Source organism: Bradyrhizobium sp. LB8.2 (genome assembly GCF_040548035.1).
Lineage (GTDB): Bacteria > Pseudomonadota > Alphaproteobacteria > Rhizobiales > Xanthobacteraceae > Bradyrhizobium.
The window spans coordinates 101840-116717 of record NZ_JBEPQV010000029.1; the positions used below are offsets into that span (position 1 = coordinate 101840).

A 14878-nucleotide genomic window follows, 5' to 3' on the forward strand; every position below is an offset into this window, starting at 1 on the left:
GTGGTGGGGCAGGGTGTCTCAGGATCGCCGGGCAATGATGCAGATAGAGCTGGCCTGCCGCGACTTGGCAGTTGCCACTAGCGACCCCGTCGAGCGCGCCGCCCTCCTGGAGATCGCCGACAACTACGCGCGCCACCCGCAAATTTCCCAATATGAAAAGGCCGCCAGCGTGAGCGGGCGCTGGGACCGCGAACTCATCGACCTCTTGTTGATGTTGCCTAGGAGCCGACGCCCAGTCGCTGCGTTAGTCCGGCAGACATTATTTCGGCGTCTTCACAAGGTTTGATAGGCGTCAATCAGGTTGGGCAACGCATCATGCTCCCCTTCCTTTTGCAACGCTGGCGAGTGCGAAAACTCCCATTGGTCTGCCCACATTGTTGCAGGGCTCCACTGTCCTGCACTCTCGCGCGCGGTCGCTCGACTCTTCAAGGCGATCTCAGCTGCGAATACTGCGGCAATACTGAAGATGTCGCTGGATGGCGCCTGGCCGCCGCTCGCCAGCCCCGCGTTCAAAGAGACCTGAATGACCGGCATCGGCTCGCCGCGGGAGGAAGGACACCGCCGCTGAAGGCCGTTTATCGCATCGCGGCGTATGAGTTGTTCTGCGGCGTCGTCACAGCAGCGGCACTATATGTCACGCTTGTTGTTTTCGGGCCCACTATCGACAAGCTTGCCTATGATCTGTGTATCCGCGGGGGACAGCCGGTATCTTTGTGCGATCTTGGAAAGCCTGGATCAAAATAAGCTCAGGCTTGGAGCCGCCCATTCTCGCGCCGCAAGCGTTGATCTTGCTAAGAAATGTCCCCAGCGACGCTTTGATAGCACGGACGCGCGGCGGTCGTGGTTTGGGGCGGAGACGCTACGGAACGTAAAATCCAAGCCGCAATGCATGTTCCTCAGTCAGGCAGCCCGACGAAACGGGCGGATGAGCCATCAGGCAAATCCTGTATAATCGGGCCTCGATAGCATCGTCGAGCAGGCTGAAGACAGCCAATAGCGTGACCCCTACAGCACCCGCCATTCCCACCGAATAAATTGCGAACCGCCTCGCCACCGAGACGGCAGTATTTTCAAATCCCACAATCTTTCACCAAAGAATGCACCCAGAAAAATCCACTCGTGCCCCAAGCTAAGGTCCGGGTCAATCATCAATCGGCGTGCCGGTCGGCAGAATGGCCCGCCGGCATAAACCGGCGGGCCCCGTTGGTCTTCAGAGCGTCAGACGTCGATAGCGTCGCATCACACGCCGGCGTGCCCAGCTGAGCCGCTGGAGTGCCCATAGGGCTCGGATCACACGCACTCGGTCAACAGCGGCTCGCTGTCCTCCCGGTCGCAGTCGTCGTGCTCGCGATCGTTGAGCCCGCCAATGACGCCGCTGGTCGTCCAACCGAGGGAAGGCTCCTCGTCCTGTCCGGGTTCGGTACCGTCGTGCTCGTCCTCCATGTCATTGCCCAGCCCAGCCACTAGGCCCCCATCCTGATAGACCAGATCCAGAAACCCCAGCGAAGGCTCGTCGTCGCTGTCGTCGGCCTCGGCATCCTCACCCTGAAATCGGCTCTGATCGAAGCTCCGGGCCACCCATGGTGAGCGGCCCAGGTAGTCGCCACTGGTGCACGGGCCGGGTGATGCCAAGTCCTGCTCGAGCTCGTCCTCGCATGGGCCAGCGTCGGCCTCGTCCTCCCTCTCGTTCATGGCGTAGGGGTCGGAGGCGTCCAGAAAGGCGATCAGCAGGGTGATCTCCGCGGATGCCTTTTTCCTGAGTCTGGCGAGGCGCTTGAGGGCCCTTTCTCTCGCCCGCTCTTGCGCAGCCAGGCGTGTGCAGAGCTCGCCGGTGGACGGCCATAGCTCCGTGATGGCGTTTGGATGTCGTAAAACGGTGGTCATGGGGTTGTGCTTCTTCGGTTTGGCTTTCGACAGCCGTCGCCGGTAACAGACCGGCAGCCGGGGGGTCGAAACCAGCCGAAGAGACTGGTCGGCGTGCTTTTAAGCCTTTCGGCTCTGGACATGGCACACCGCCCCCGGCATAAAGGCCAGGTTGAGGTGCGCCGCCAAGCGCTCCTAAGCGCCTGAGGATACCCGCCAAGGTTTCCTACGCGCATTGTCGGCAGCTCCCCCGCCAAGGGTCGCGGCCTCATCTTCGGTCCGGGTTTCGACACCCACGGACAGTCCACCACTGATTTGCTTAAAAATCTATCCCCTTTCGGGGCGCTTTCGCGCGCGGCTCATGTTGTTGCGCCATCAGCGGTTGTAAGGCATGGTTTGTCGTGGGGAAGGGGATGGATGGTTCACAAAAATAATTTTGACGTGTTGCGGCTGCTGGCGGCCTGCCAGGTCGTCTTTATGCACGCGGGTGAGCACCTGCGCCTCCCGTACGGGACGACGACAGGCTACGTCCTCGCGATATTTCCCGGCGTTCCGATCTTCTTTGTGATCAGCGGATTTCTCGTCACCGCTTCACTCGTCAACAGCGAGAGCGCGCCGCACTACTTCACGAAACGAGCCCTGCGAATCTACCCGGCTATGTGGGTGAACATCGCAGTCATTATCATCATGATGTTCGCGGCTGGAGTTTTTCGAGACCCGGCGGCATCATTCGCATGGCTACTCATTGTCGCGCTGACCGGATCCACAATATTCGCCGAGGTAGCTGGCACTGCGCAGTTCGTTTGGAACGAATCCCTCCGGTTCTTCCCAGGAGGAGTTCTAGCGACGATCACGATGGAGCTCGGGTTCTATATCGTTGCCCCGCTTCTCTTCCATCGTCGGATCAGATCAAATCCGCCAGTGTTGTGTCTCGTCATCGTCGCCGCTGGCGCAGCGTCGATCGCCGTTCAAGTGCACCTTCAAAACGATGAAAACAGGTATTTGTGGACAACGATTCCGCCATATCTCTGGATTTTTCTACTCGGAAGCGCTGCATGGTTCGCGTGGTCGAAACTTCGCTTCCTATTTGACGGCACTGCTGCACTGTGGATTCCCGTCTATTTATCCTACTCACTATGGTCTGGCCAAATACCCGACTATCACAACCTGAACCTGCTCAACGCTCTGCAACTCGTACTGCTCGCAGGGACCGTTCTTTCTGCCGCCCACACGCTGCCGCGGGCCTCCACCTTTCTTCGCGGCAATGATATTTCCTACGGCGTCTATCTTTATCACATGCCGGTCATTGTGGCGCTGATGTCGGTAGGCCTTGAGCGCAGCGCATATCTTTTGATAGTCGTATACGCACTAACGTTTCTTGCCGCGGTCCTCTCATGGTTGCTCGTAGAGAAACCCTGCCTTGCCAAAAAGCAAAGTATGTTGCTTCGATCTCCAGCGGCTGTCTTCGCTAAATGAGACGCGGATCAGCTTGTTGGCGAGGATGGTCGGCTGCCTAGAGCGACCTGCGTTTGCGAGCCGTTGGTGTAGGTTGTGCTGATCGATCTGGACAGGAGCAATAATTGCTCTCTTCGGAACTGATCTCCCCGGTTCGATTTTCTACCACTTTGGGATGCGCCGAGATCAATCACTTCACCATCACCCTCGGTCTCTGCATTTTGACCGGCGCAGTCGTCGCTTACGGGTACGAACGCGAAAAATAGGGTGCCTCGCCCCGCCGCATCGGATTGCTGCCGTCCAATTTGATAGGCTAGGTGATTCCCACGATGGTTTAGACGAGGGCAGGATGACCACAGAAACCACGCCGCTTAGCTCGGATGATCTGATCCGCATTCTTCACCGTGGAAGCCAAGCCGGCAACGCTTTGGTCATTGCCGGACTAGTTGAGGATGAGCTTGAGAAGCTTCTTCTCACTGCCGGCCGATCCCTATCGAATAAGCAAGCGCAAGAGATATTCGGCGGAATGGGCCCTCTTCATAGCCTCTCAGCAAAAATCGAAATCGCTTACATGTTCGAGTTGATCGATCAATCGACGAGGGACGACCTGCAAGTGATCAAGAGCATCCGAAATAAGTTTGCGCACACTACTCGCTACGTGTTCTTCGACAGTCCCCATGTTGACCAGGACTGCAGGCGCCTTTCGAACTGGCGAGACGGCCTAGCGAACGAAGAGGCCTTTCGCAGATGCGCGCTTGCCAAGATCAACACCATCAAATTGAAGACTAGTCAGATTCTGTTCGCTAAAGCGCTGAAGGAGCCTCCATCCGTAATCGAGGACGATTAAGGCAAGCAGATCGTGTTGCGGATGTGACAGCCACTAGCGGAACTTACCTAGCCGCTCATCCAGGCGCCGGAGTCGTGCCCGCCACCCCAGAAGAACCCACGCCGGCGCCGCGGCTTGTCTTTCCGATAGATCTGTTCGGCAAAGCGAAGCATCATCACGCCATACCGGGTCGCGGATAGTAGGTCGTCCCCCAGCTTCACGACCTTGCCGTCCTTGCGGTGAAACAGCCGAAACTCCTCGAACCAGTCTAGCAGGCTGCTGAAGACCTTGAACTTGCCGGTTTCCATTCGGGTCAGCATGTCCATCAGTCCGGCCTCAACGCTCACAGACTTGTCTATGAACTGCGCGTGCTCGTGTAGCATGTTGAGTTGCTGAGCCCGGTACTGCTCAGCCAATGCCACGCCAGCGCCCTCCAGCGTCTCCCGGCGGCCGTCCCGGGGCCAGGCCCAGGGCAGGGGCCCCCAAGACCTGATTGCGCCCGCGTGCACGACAGGCGTTGCCTCACGCAGCCGGTGGGCCTTGATCACATAGACCACGTCCTGGTCAGCATCCCAGGCGAGCTCCACCGCGGCAAAGGGGTGGTCCCAGCCGAAATCCATGCCGCCGATCCGGTGCCAGTGCGTGGGGATCTCGAAGGGCGCGACCGTGATCAATTCCTCGGTGACCGGAAAGATGCGGCCAGAGCCAAGGATCGGGACACCCTTGGTACGCGCGTCCCGCTCGTGCGCCGGATAGCTCGCGATGATCTTCTGCCGTTGTTCCGGCGTGTAGTGCTCGGCTTCCTCGATCGTCATGGGAATATCACAGCGATCTGGCGACTTCTCAATCAGGAAGCGCCGGACCACTTCCGACATGCCGAGGAGGGGCGTGAACGTCAACCAAACCAGGCCCTGGTGGAAGTTCGTCCGTGTCAGCCCTTCGGAATAGATATCCTCCGGCGGCTCCTCATCAAGCCAGATCCAGTGCAACGTTTCGCCCTGCCACTTCTCGCGGCCCTGGACGTAAGACTTCAGGCCGATCGAGCTTTGACCGGCCTGGACATCACCGCCCCCGCCCCAGCGGACGATTATGCTGCCGACCAGATCGGACACGCCGGCGCCAGGGGTAGTCTCGACAATCGCGTCTTTTGGGATCGATCCTGTCCCATGCTGCCCAACGCGGCCAAGCAAGATGCGCTGCGGATTGTCCCTCAACGTCTCGCCCGTGGGGCTGCCAACCCAAGCGAAAGTTGGCTCGTCAAAGACCTTTCCCTTCCAATCGTCCGGATAGCGGCCGGTTGCGTGCATAGCAGCTTCAAAGCCGCCCGCGATGGTCTTGCCGACCTGGTTGGCTGCGCGGAACAAACGCTCGCGGTAGATGAGCCCCGCTTCGTGAAACGCGCGCTGTTTGGCATAGGGCCGATAATATTGAAGCCGGTTCTCAGTTAAGCGCCGGTTTAGCTCCGCCTGTGCTCTCGCGAGCGCTTTGGCTTCCTTCTCGCTCAGATGCTTTTCGGCGGAAGTCGTCGATGATTTCGCGGAGCTCTTCGTCGCCGACGTCGTCATACCGGTTGTCCTCGATGGTGTATTCCTTGGGAAGCACGCTCGCGATCAGCTTCAGGTAGTCGCGAGGATTTTCCCGGTAGACGATCTCGATAGCTGCCTGACCACGGGGAAGGGCGGCCGCGTTTTCCGCAGCACCCCGCATGTGGAAGTGGTCCAACAATGCCTGGATGAAATCGGCGTGCAGCTTGTTGCGCGCGCCCTTGTGCCGGCCGCCGTTGCCGCTGTTGCCCGGCAGGAAGCGGCCGGTTTTCGCGTCTTGCTCTGCCATCAATCCTCGTTGCTCCGGTTTGGATTGTTGGTGAATGAGGACCCCAGATCGACCACGGTGTCATGATCCACCCATCCACCCGGATGGGATTGGGCGTACTCAGACGCGCTGTGCTCGAACTCATCCAACTTGTCCAGATCGGTAATGCCGTCTTTATCGGTCGCCTTTTCCCAACTCGAGCGATCGTCTCGCTTCACTGAAAATGGCTCAACATCGCTGCCGTCCGGCTTTTTTCCACCGCCGAATTTTTCATTGAGATAGCGCGCAAGCTGGTTATCGTGGTCGGGCTTCTCATCGTACCGGCCCTCGAATACCTCAAAAGCCGCCCCGCTGTGGTCACCATCAGCGATCTTGTTATCTAGACTCTCGCTCGTGCCCACGTGATCGCGCGAAAGCTGCGCGTACGTCTCGTTGTCAATCGTACCGTCCAGCCATTTCATCTCAAGCGCGTCGGCCTTGACCTTCCGTTCGACAGCCTTCCGATCGTCCATGAGGCTACCGGAATCGCGGTCGTCATCGTAACGACGTGCCAGCGCTTCCAGATCCTCGAGCGAGCCATCGGCTTGCATCTCGGAGAAAACGTCCATCGGCATCTTTTCGAGCATCTCGTACCAGAGATGCCCCTCATAGTCCTTGAATTCCTTGTGCGTCAGCTTGCCCGCGGCAACCATCCCAGCCGCGTGCGCGATGCCGATATTGGCCCCGCGAAGGTCGTCATTCCATTCGGGATTGCGTTTGGCGAATGCGGTCCGTTTAAGAAGTTCTCGGCTTGCCATGGAGGCGCCTCCTAAAGTTTGAGGTACGTTGTTGCGAGGATCGTCGGCTGAACGACTGCCAATGGCGTGCTTGTGCCGCCTTGCGCGGTGCCAGTGAACGTTCCTGAAATGGTTCCCGAAACTGTATTCCAAGCTTGCACGCCAAGAGGCGTCCCGGCCGTGGTGCCGTTTACAAGTGTTGAAGGAGAAATATTGGACCCGGCGGAGCTATTCGAGAGCGCAGAAGAACTAAAAGATGTGATGATGCCGCTAACAGAACCGGCCGGCGAATAGGGAGGCAAATTCGTCGTGACGATTGCTTTACCCTCTGCGCCTCCTGTTGCTCCAAGAACAGTTGCCGTTGCTCCGAAGTAAGTCGACGTCAATCGACTGGCCGCGGAATTTCCCATGTCGTCAAGGCTTGCAACAACGCGCCCACGGCAATCCGGCAACGTCAGTTGTTTGTTGGCAGTCCAATCCGCATTCGCCGAGGTGCCCCGACCGGGGCTTACCGCAAGGTTGGGATCAGCGGCCCACAAAAACTCAAACAGAGTTTGAACGTCTGCGTTCGCCCGTTCGGATGAACCAGAGCTAGCGCTGCCGACTGTACGTCCATTGCAGCGAACCCAGCCCGTCATATTGCCGGTGCCATAGAACTGCATGAAGGCGCCGGTCTTGAAGATGGTTGTCGGGTCGACCGTGCCACCGCCGCCGCCACCGCCAGAGGGGCCGACAACCAGGAGATTGTCCTGAACGAGCTTTTGAGCGCCGTTCTTGTCGGTCAGGCGGATTTTGATATTGCCGTCAGCACAGAAGAGCTGCGGTACGCGCCCTGAGGCGTCGAGCGTGACAGGGTTCGGATACGCCAGCGTGAGAGCCGTATCTTGATAGCAGCTCTGCGGAGTGGAGGTCGTTCCGGCTTGGATCAGGTAGAGTTTTCCGCCGATCAGCGGGTGAGCGAGCTCATCCAACTGCTGCGTCATGCTGATGCCGGGGATGGTGCCAGCGGCGAAGCTAGGAGCGGCTGAGCTCACAACCAGGCAGGCCGAGAGAAGAATTCGCTTCATCGTCCTCACCGCCGCCTGTCCCCATAGGTCTTATTCAGATAGAGATCGATGTCGCTGGATGGATCGAGCTTCTGCTTCAGCTTACTGAATTCAGCTTTGCTGATCTCTCCGGTCTCAAACAGCGCTTTCGCATGAGCGAGAGCCGCCTTTGCGTCCTTGAACGTGTGGTCTGCCACTGAAAACTTCTTCATCGCTCAGCCCTTCCGCATCACGGCTTTGTAAAGCTTGGTCGTGTCCTCTCGGAGAATGGAGACCATGTCCGAGATCTTCACGGGGTTGAGGCGTGCGCCCTCGATGCGATCGGCAATACCCGCAATCAGCGCCGCAAAGTTCTCATGGGGCGAGCCGTGGCTGATCTCGTAAACGAGGTCTTCGTGGGGCTTGCCGTTGGGGCGCATCTCAGGCGGCCCCCGCCATTGCTGCACGCGGGGAGGGGATAACGCCTTCCCTCCGCAGTCGCTCGACGACCGTATCGCGGAGGAAGTTGGAGCGGGTGGTGAAGCTCGCAGCCGCCGAGCGGTCGATTACCTGAAGCAGCTCAGGCGAGCACTTGAAAACGGCTCGCTCGGTGAAGTGGTCGGACGTCTGTTCGGACATTTTGCTTCGCACCGGTGAGTGATTTGGTGCGATCAATATACGTCTGACGGGAATCCGAAGGAAGAAAAATCGTAAGCTGGATCAACGACTTGGCGGTATGATCAGGTACAGAAAGTTACGTTCGGGGATTCACGGCCTAGGATTGGAAGATAATTCGATCGCCAGCCCTGCTGACCACGCGAACGTCAAACCGCAGCGGCTTTTTCCAGATCGCAATCCGCTTTGCCTCCGCGACCGCCTCGTCATCGTTGAGCGCCTTGATGGGGAGGGGCTCGCACACAACCCCGTCTGGCTTCGTGACGTCGGGAAAGTAGCAATCCATCATGAAATGAGACATTTCTAAATCTCCAACTGCTCCCGAACCATGCACACAACCGGACCTGCCATCAACGCCAGGCGGCGTTCGCACTCAGCTTTGGTCTGGTCCGAATACTTGAGCCCATCGCGCCAGCCCGGCCGCACCGTCTGACCATAGCTGAGCCGATACTCGATGCCGTTGACCTTCGGCGGGAAGACGTCGCCCTCAGGCTGTTGAGCTAAGGCCGATCCCGCCGACATCGAGATAATCGCAACCATCAAAACCCGCATTTTACCTCCTACCGAATTGCCAAACCGGTGCTTGCTCAGAGCTAAGCTATTGAGCGGACTCAAATTCTCTTTCGCCTGAATGCGCTATTGCTACCGCATTGCTACCAAAGGCCCTGAAAACGACGCCTCCAGGACGATCACGACGGACGCGCTGAGCCATTCGAGCAGCTGCCCGAACGATGGCCGTCCGATGACGCTTGAGAAGCTTCCCGTCGAGGCGTGGGTAACACCATACCGCTAGCTGCGCGGTCGTCAGCTCGGCACCAGGCAGAACGCTGAAAGCACGCCAAACCCGACGCTGGATCCTCCCGGCTCCCCGCAAGGACACAGCCGCAAACGTCTCGCCGCTTCCTCCGGCCGCTGTTGGGGTCCTCTTCACGTCTTCATTCCCTCGGTTACGGGTTACGGTTCGGGTTACGTTACGGTTACGGGTGAGGGCGGTTACGGAGTTACGTTACGGTTCTCCCCCCCTATAAGGGGGAGACCGTCCGTAACCGAACCCGTACCTCAGCCTCCATGGTCGACCTTCCAACGTCCGCCGTACTCGCGGACCATGCCTTTATCTTCCAGGGCCTTTCGCAGATCGTGCAGGGTGGCTTTGCGATTGATGCCGATGCCGAGTTTCTTGGCCTCGTCATTCCACTCCTCAAGCATCAGCCCGTCGCCGGCGTCGTACAGGATCCGATAGAACGTCTGCTGGTTGGCAGTCAGCCTGGGCTCGGTGGAAGTGGTCCGGACCTCCGACACCTCTTCACCACTCACGATGTTGACAGTGATGGGGTCTCCGTCCTCGTCTAAGCCGAACTCATGCACAATCGACTTAAAGGAAAACAGCGGGCCCTCTGCCATGTCGTTGGCTTTGACCACCGTGGCGGTTTTGATCTCGCTGCCGCTGATCGTCACCATCACGTCAACGTCCCCCAGGAACGCGTTAGAGCCTCGGGAGCCGCGGGTCTCGTCCTTGCCGGTGTGACCGACCAAGGCTACGTGGGGCCCATGGCAGGCGTCTTTGATGCGCTGGACGTTGGCAAAGACCTTGCCTTGGTCCTTAGCCTTGTCCTCATCACCTCCGCCGGCCGCTATCAGTTTGGCGAAGGTGTCAAAGATCAGCAGGCCGGGGTCGACGCCATATTCCTGGCTTAGCTCCTTGATGCTTTGCAGCACATGAGGAACACAATCGGCCGCGGTCAGGTCGACCATTCCGGGGCAGATCATGACCGGCATTTGATCGCGGTCGTCTTGCGACAATTCCATGCGAAGGCAATGAGCCATAAGCCGGCGGTGGACGAGGTCTGAGCGCTCCAGCGCGAAATACATCACACCAAAGCAGTGATCGACCTTACGGCCATGCCAGTTCTGCTGATTGGCAACACACATGGTTAGCTCGGCCATCAAAGCGGATTTCATCCCGCCTGGTGGTGCGATCCAAGCCGAGGTCTCTCCTTGAGCCAGTAGGCCCTTGACGAGCCAGTTTTTCGGCTTTGGCAGGAAGGAAAGCTCCTGGATGGTCCGCACCGGATACTTGAGCTTAGCGCGGCGCGCGCGCGTCTGCTTTTCCTGCTCCTGCATGAAGGCTGCTATGTCGGCTTCGCGGTCGAAGGCTTGCAGGGTCATTCGCACCTCATCAGTTCGGGATAGACGAGGTCGAGCGCTCCCAATTCTTCCAACTTGGCATCGACTTCCCGGGACGAGAGCGTGCCGTTCTTGAGGCTGGTGCCAAGGATCCTCGCCTCGCTTTCCAGCCATTTGGCGCGACTGCACATGAAGCGAAGGCCGGCGAGCTGTAGCTGTTTCCGAACGTTGGGGTCGGAGACCATGAGGGGGTGGCTCATTCACCGGCCCCCGCTAGGAGAGTGAAGGGGACGTTCTGTGCTTTGACGAGCTGCAGCCGGAAGATTGTGATCGGCCGCACTGTGACAACCACCAGGGCCTGCGGCCCATAGCGCTTCTCCAGCGTCATCCGGCAAATCAGGCTGTCATCGCGATACACAACGCCGTTGAGCGCGTCGTTCCATGCCTTTGCGATGTTGTCGAGATCCGGCTTTTTGCCCGGCTTGATGTGACCGGTGATGGCCTGCGCTCGCCTGCGATTGGACCATGATCCCGGCACTGGAAAGATGGCCCGCAGCACGAACTCAATAGGCTCATCGAGGGCAGGGCGCCCCGCGATTGCGTCCATTGCCGCAGTTCGGATCATGCCCTCATAGCTGCGGGTTTTCTCGGGGGTGTAGTGCCCGATATGTCCGCCGCGGAGGAAGGCTCGAGCCCGGCCTTTACCCTGGGGTGCGCCGGCGAGGGTGATGGTGATTGGCTCGCTCATGCTGGCTCTCCGTGCATAAGGGGAGCCACGATTGAAGCCATGGCGTAGCTGATCGCGCAGCGCCGCGTGAGTACGAGGGCTTGTCGCTCGTTCAACCCGGGGCTATGTGTTGTATCGAGCCAGCCGCCAAGCAGCTCGATTTCCGAAGCCGGTTCACCGTGTCGCGCGGTGGCCGGCTTCGCCGCATTTTGGGAGGCCATCGACTAAGCGGCCTCCAGACCCAGCTGCTTGCGCAGTGCGGCGGTCGGCACCTTCAGCAACCTGCCAACCTTAATGGTTGGAATGTCACCGCGCTTTGCTGCGTCGTAACTGCCGTTTCTACTCAGCCCGTAACAAATCCGGCCGGCCTCCGGGACATCGGCGGTCGGCTTCGAAAGCAACTCCTGTAGTTCCTGGTTCACTGGGATCGCCTCTGGTTGATTTAATGCACTGACAAATCAGTGCGGTTAATCAAAATAGGCCCAGGTCCCCCCTTGTCAATGATTTATGCACGTGATATCCAGTGCATAATTGTACAGGAAAGGACGTGGCGGGATGACCATCAAAAAATCTAAGCCTCGGGGGCGGCCGGCTGTGGCTCCAGCAGAGAAGAAGCGTCGCAATTTCACCTTCCGCGGAACAGACGAGCTCCACGAACACATCTCGAAGGCAGCAGGAGAAAGCGGTCGCTCCATCAGCGAGGAGATCGAGTGGCGACTGGGCCAGTCGTTTTTCATGAAGGACGCGGTTCAATGGTCTGTCGAGAAAACCTTGGAACGTACGTTCGCTTACATCGATGAGCAGCGGGCGAAAGAGCGCGAAGAGGCTGAACGCGTTCGGCCTGCGATGCGATCATTCTCGAATCTGCTCAAGGGGGAGGACGCGAAGTGAAAGATGGTGTTGTTGAACGCGGGAAGTCAAAGACTTGGTACGCGGTGCTTGAAACGCGAGATCCCTCCACGGGAAAGCGGAAGCGCAAATGGGTCTCACTTCCCGGCTGCAAAGGAAAGCGGCATGCGATGGAAGAGCGTGCGCGGCTGATCACCGAAATGAACGGCGGCGGGTACGTCGAGCCTTCTAAGGTCACCGTCCTGCAGTTCCTCGATCGCTGGCTAAAGCACATCAAGCCGAACGTTTCGCCCCGCACCCATGAGCGTTACGAGCAGATCGCGACCAAGAACATCGGACCGCTGCTCGGCGCTAAGATCCTGTCAAAGCTCCAACCGATCGAGATCAGCGAAGCTTACGGCAAGGCGCTCGAGAACGGTCGGCGGGACGGGAAGGGCGGTTTGTCGCCGCGCACTGTCCATCACATGCACCGCGTTTTGTATTCGGCCCTTGGGCAAGCCGAGCGCTGGCGCTTGATCGCCCGCAACCCCGCCGCGCTGCTCGAGAAGCGTGACCGGCCCAAGATCGAGCGCAAGCCGGTCCGGACCATCGACGCCAACGCTACGGCTGCGGCATTCGACGCCGCCCGCGAGCGCCGCCTGTTTATCCCCATGGTCTTGGCAACGCTCTGCGGGCTCCGCAGGGGCGAGATCACAGCCCTACGCTGGCGTTCGGTCGACCTGGAGACCGGGCAACTCGCGGTCATCGCCAGCACCGAGCAGACCGATGCCGGCAGCATCCGCGAGAAGGAAGCCAAGAGCGGCCGCGCGCGCACCATTGCAATGCCGGCTATGGCCGTTGAGGAGCTGCGCCGTTGGCGCGTGCTGCAGGCAGAGGAACTGCTTCGCCTCGGTGTACGCGGTGACGATGAGCGGCACGTGGTCACTCAGGCGGACGGCGCGCCGCTCCAGCCCCGCAGCCTCACGCACGCTGTTTCCGAGTTCCTGAAGGAATGGAAAGTGACCCTGCACGGCCTGAGGCACAGCCACGCCAGCCACATGCTCGCGTCGAACATTCATCCCAAGATCGTCCAGGAGCGGCTGGGCCATTCCTCCATCGCGATCACGATGGACATCTACAGCCACCTGATGCCGAACATGCAGGGTGGGGCGGCCGCCGCGGTTGACGACGCTATGCGAGCCGCCATAAAGAAGCGAACCGACGACGTTGGGTAGCAAAGCGGTAGCAGAGTCCACGAAACGTTCTCTGCGAAGCGACGAAAAGCCTAGCAATTTCAAGTCTCGGAAGGGTGGCCGAGTGGTTTAAGGCACCGGTCTTGAAAACCGGCGTGCCCGCAAGGGTACCGTGGGTTCGAATCCCACCCCTTCCGCCAGTATATTGTTCTCCTCTGTTCGCAGTCGTTCGAACTCCACAGCAAAATCAGTGACTTGCGCCGAACCGCTGTACTTCGCAGTTCGCCGGTGTTCATCCTAGTCAGGTCGCTGACCGTAGATTTTGACCGTGGGTTCGGAGGACGGTTTTCCTGGGGGAACAATGGCTGGAAGGCTCAAACCACTCGACGTCGATCGCCAAACCAAGCCCGGCAAATACGCCGATGGCGGTGGGCTTTACTTGATCGTTACAGGACCAACATCGAAAAGTTGGTCGTACCGATTCTGGAAAGATGGCAAGGAGCGCTGGCACGGGCTCGGCTCCTTAAAAGATGTGTCGCTAAAGGATGCGCGGCTGGCACGCGATGCAGCGCGGCTGCGCGTGAAGGGCGATCGCAGCACCGCCGGCGTAGACATTGTGCAGGAGAGGCGGCAGGCGCGCGAAGAGGCGAAAGCCGTCGAGGCCAAGGTCGTCTTGCCGACGTTCGAGGAATGCGCGGAGGTCTACATCCGGACGAACTGGTCGACCTGGAGCGAGAAGCATCGCGACCAATGGCCGTCTTCTCTCAAGCGCTACGCTTATCCGACCATAGGGAAGCTGACGATCCCGGAGATCAAGCCAAGCCACATCCACGATCTGCTCAAGCCGATCTGGTTGGAGAAGCGCGAGACTGCGAACCGGGTCCGGGGTCGGATTGAAACGATCATCGCGAAGAACGTCGATATCGACGATCCGGACTTCCGCAACCCGGCCGAACTAACGAGGCAGTTGCGCGAAAAGCTGCCAAAGCGCCCCAAGCGGGTCGTCCGCCATCATCCAGCTTTGCCTTATACCGAGGCGCCAGCGTTCATGAAACTCCTTGCCGGCGCGCCCGGGATTGCTGCCGCAATGCTGCGCTTCCTGATCTTCACAGCTTGCCGCACGAACGAGGCGGTTGAAGCGCATTGGTTGGAGATCGATCGCCCAAGCGCGACCTGGAAGATCCCTGGCGAGCGAATGAAAATGGATCAAGACCATTACGTTCCGTTGACCGATCCCGCGTTGGCAGTCTTCGACGAGATGCGAGACGGACGTCAACGCGAACTTATCTTCACCAATCCCGAGGGTGGAGCATTCTCCGAAAACGCGATGCTCGCGGTACTTGATCGTCTCGGCTACGGGCATGTGACAGTGCACGGTTTCCGGTCGACCTTCGCAACTTGGGCTGAGGAATGCACCGACTATCCGGACGGCGTACGCGAGGCCGCGCTGGCTCACAAATACAAAAGTGTGTGTTTCGGCATGGAATAAGGACCCCGTATTCGGGGTAATCGGCATCCAATCGGGACCCCGGGACAAGGGTCCACAGTGGCTTCCATCAAGTCATGGAAGCCGA

21 protein-coding genes and 1 tRNA gene are annotated in these 14878 nt (G+C 59.1%); 7 read left to right on the forward strand and 15 right to left on the reverse strand.

Annotated features, from left to right (window positions below):
* Positions 1–34 precede the first annotated feature (34 nt).
* Positions 35–286, forward strand: coding sequence for a hypothetical protein (locus tag ABIB06_RS29185; RefSeq protein WP_354047760.1), 252 nt, complete (start codon positions 35–37; stop codon positions 284–286).
* Here the strand turns inward: ABIB06_RS29185 and ABIB06_RS29190 are convergent.
* Positions 274–534: a hypothetical protein gene (locus ABIB06_RS29190; protein ID WP_354047758.1), complete on the reverse strand. Its 261-nt coding sequence runs from the start codon at positions 532–534 to the stop codon at positions 274–276. The two genes, ABIB06_RS29185 and ABIB06_RS29190, sit on opposite strands and share 13 nt — an antisense overlap.
* A 756-nt stretch (positions 535–1290) precedes the next feature.
* Positions 1291–1884, reverse strand: a complete 594-nt coding sequence (locus ABIB06_RS29195) for a hypothetical protein (RefSeq protein ID WP_354047756.1) — start codon at positions 1882–1884, stop codon at positions 1291–1293.
* 396 nt (positions 1885–2280) lie between these two features.
* Here ABIB06_RS29195 and ABIB06_RS29200 point away from each other — a divergent pair, with 396 nt between their 5' ends.
* Together ABIB06_RS29200 and ABIB06_RS29205 are read left to right on the forward strand one after the other, a co-directional pair.
* A complete protein-coding gene (locus ABIB06_RS29200; RefSeq protein ID WP_354047754.1) occupies positions 2281–3339 on the forward strand; it encodes an acyltransferase family protein in 1059 nt (352 codons plus the stop codon).
* A 328-nt stretch (positions 3340–3667) separates the two neighbouring features.
* Positions 3668–4165 carry a hypothetical protein gene (locus tag ABIB06_RS29205; RefSeq protein WP_354047752.1) on the forward strand — a complete coding sequence of 166 codons (498 nt, stop codon included), beginning with the start codon at positions 3668–3670 and terminating at the stop codon, positions 4163–4165.
* A 47-nt stretch (positions 4166–4212) separates the two neighbouring features.
* Here the strand turns inward: ABIB06_RS29205 and ABIB06_RS29210 are convergent, their stop codons facing one another.
* From ABIB06_RS29210 to ABIB06_RS29270, 13 genes are all read right to left on the reverse strand, one after another.
* Positions 4213–5649: a terminase large subunit domain-containing protein gene (locus ABIB06_RS29210; protein WP_354048035.1), complete on the reverse strand. Its 1437-nt coding sequence runs from the start codon at positions 5647–5649 to the stop codon at positions 4213–4215.
* A complete protein-coding gene (locus ABIB06_RS29215) occupies positions 5585–5977 on the reverse strand; it encodes a hypothetical protein (RefSeq protein WP_354047750.1) in 393 nt (130 codons plus the stop codon). The genes ABIB06_RS29210 and ABIB06_RS29215 overlap by 65 nt, the downstream gene beginning before the upstream one ends.
* Entirely contained in the window at positions 5977–6753 is a 777-nt protein-coding gene (locus ABIB06_RS29220; protein ID WP_354047748.1) for a hypothetical protein, read from the reverse strand. Before ABIB06_RS29220 ends, ABIB06_RS29215 begins: the two co-directional genes overlap by 1 nt.
* Positions 6754–6764: 11 nt before the next feature.
* Positions 6765–7799, reverse strand: coding sequence for a hypothetical protein (locus tag ABIB06_RS29225; RefSeq protein ID WP_354047746.1), 1035 nt, complete (start codon positions 7797–7799; stop codon positions 6765–6767).
* A 5-nt stretch (positions 7800–7804) separates the two neighbouring features.
* Positions 7805–7990: a hypothetical protein gene (locus tag ABIB06_RS29230; RefSeq protein WP_354047744.1), complete on the reverse strand. Its 186-nt coding sequence runs from the start codon at positions 7988–7990 to the stop codon at positions 7805–7807.
* Between the two features lie 3 nt (positions 7991–7993).
* On the reverse strand, positions 7994–8197 hold the full coding sequence (locus ABIB06_RS29235; RefSeq protein WP_354047742.1) for a hypothetical protein: 204 nt from the start codon (positions 8195–8197) through the stop codon (positions 7994–7996).
* 1 nt (position 8198) lies between these two features.
* Complete coding sequence (locus ABIB06_RS29240) at positions 8199–8396, reverse strand: hypothetical protein (protein ID WP_354047740.1); 198 nt, start codon at positions 8394–8396, stop codon at positions 8199–8201.
* A 136-nt stretch (positions 8397–8532) separates the two neighbouring features.
* On the reverse strand, positions 8533–8733 hold the full coding sequence (locus ABIB06_RS29245; RefSeq protein WP_354047738.1) for a hypothetical protein: 201 nt from the start codon (positions 8731–8733) through the stop codon (positions 8533–8535).
* Positions 8734–8735: 2 nt separating this feature from the next.
* Complete coding sequence (locus ABIB06_RS29250) at positions 8736–8984, reverse strand: hypothetical protein (protein ID WP_354069826.1); 249 nt, start codon at positions 8982–8984, stop codon at positions 8736–8738.
* Positions 8985–9491: 507 nt separating this feature from the next.
* Positions 9492–10598 carry an AAA family ATPase gene (locus ABIB06_RS29255; RefSeq protein WP_354047735.1) on the reverse strand — a complete coding sequence of 369 codons (1107 nt, stop codon included), beginning with the start codon at positions 10596–10598 and terminating at the stop codon, positions 9492–9494.
* On the reverse strand, positions 10595–10816 hold the full coding sequence (locus ABIB06_RS29260; protein WP_354047733.1) for a hypothetical protein: 222 nt from the start codon (positions 10814–10816) through the stop codon (positions 10595–10597). Before ABIB06_RS29260 ends, ABIB06_RS29255 begins: the two co-directional genes overlap by 4 nt.
* Positions 10813–11304: a RusA family crossover junction endodeoxyribonuclease gene (locus ABIB06_RS29265; protein WP_354047731.1), complete on the reverse strand. Its 492-nt coding sequence runs from the start codon at positions 11302–11304 to the stop codon at positions 10813–10815. The genes ABIB06_RS29260 and ABIB06_RS29265 overlap by 4 nt, the downstream gene beginning before the upstream one ends.
* A 203-nt stretch (positions 11305–11507) precedes the next feature.
* Positions 11508–11705, reverse strand: coding sequence for a helix-turn-helix domain-containing protein (locus ABIB06_RS29270; RefSeq protein ID WP_354047729.1), 198 nt, complete (start codon positions 11703–11705; stop codon positions 11508–11510).
* A gap of 133 nt (positions 11706–11838) precedes the next feature.
* Here ABIB06_RS29270 and ABIB06_RS29275 point away from each other — a divergent pair, with 133 nt between their 5' ends.
* The 4 genes from ABIB06_RS29275 to ABIB06_RS29290 all read left to right on the forward strand — a co-directional run bounded on the left by ABIB06_RS29275 (position 11839) and on the right by ABIB06_RS29290 (position 14793).
* Positions 11839–12174: an Arc family DNA-binding protein gene (locus tag ABIB06_RS29275; protein ID WP_354047727.1), complete on the forward strand. Its 336-nt coding sequence runs from the start codon at positions 11839–11841 to the stop codon at positions 12172–12174.
* 128 nt (positions 12175–12302) lie between these two features.
* Positions 12303–13346 carry a site-specific integrase gene (locus tag ABIB06_RS29280; protein ID WP_354047725.1) on the forward strand — a complete coding sequence of 348 codons (1044 nt, stop codon included), beginning with the start codon at positions 12303–12305 and terminating at the stop codon, positions 13344–13346.
* A gap of 68 nt (positions 13347–13414) precedes the next feature.
* A tRNA-Ser gene (locus ABIB06_RS29285) sits at positions 13415–13504 on the forward strand.
* 161 nt (positions 13505–13665) lie between these two features.
* On the forward strand, positions 13666–14793 hold the full coding sequence (locus ABIB06_RS29290; protein ID WP_354069824.1) for a tyrosine-type recombinase/integrase: 1128 nt from the start codon (positions 13666–13668) through the stop codon (positions 14791–14793).
* Positions 14794–14878 lie beyond the last annotated feature (85 nt).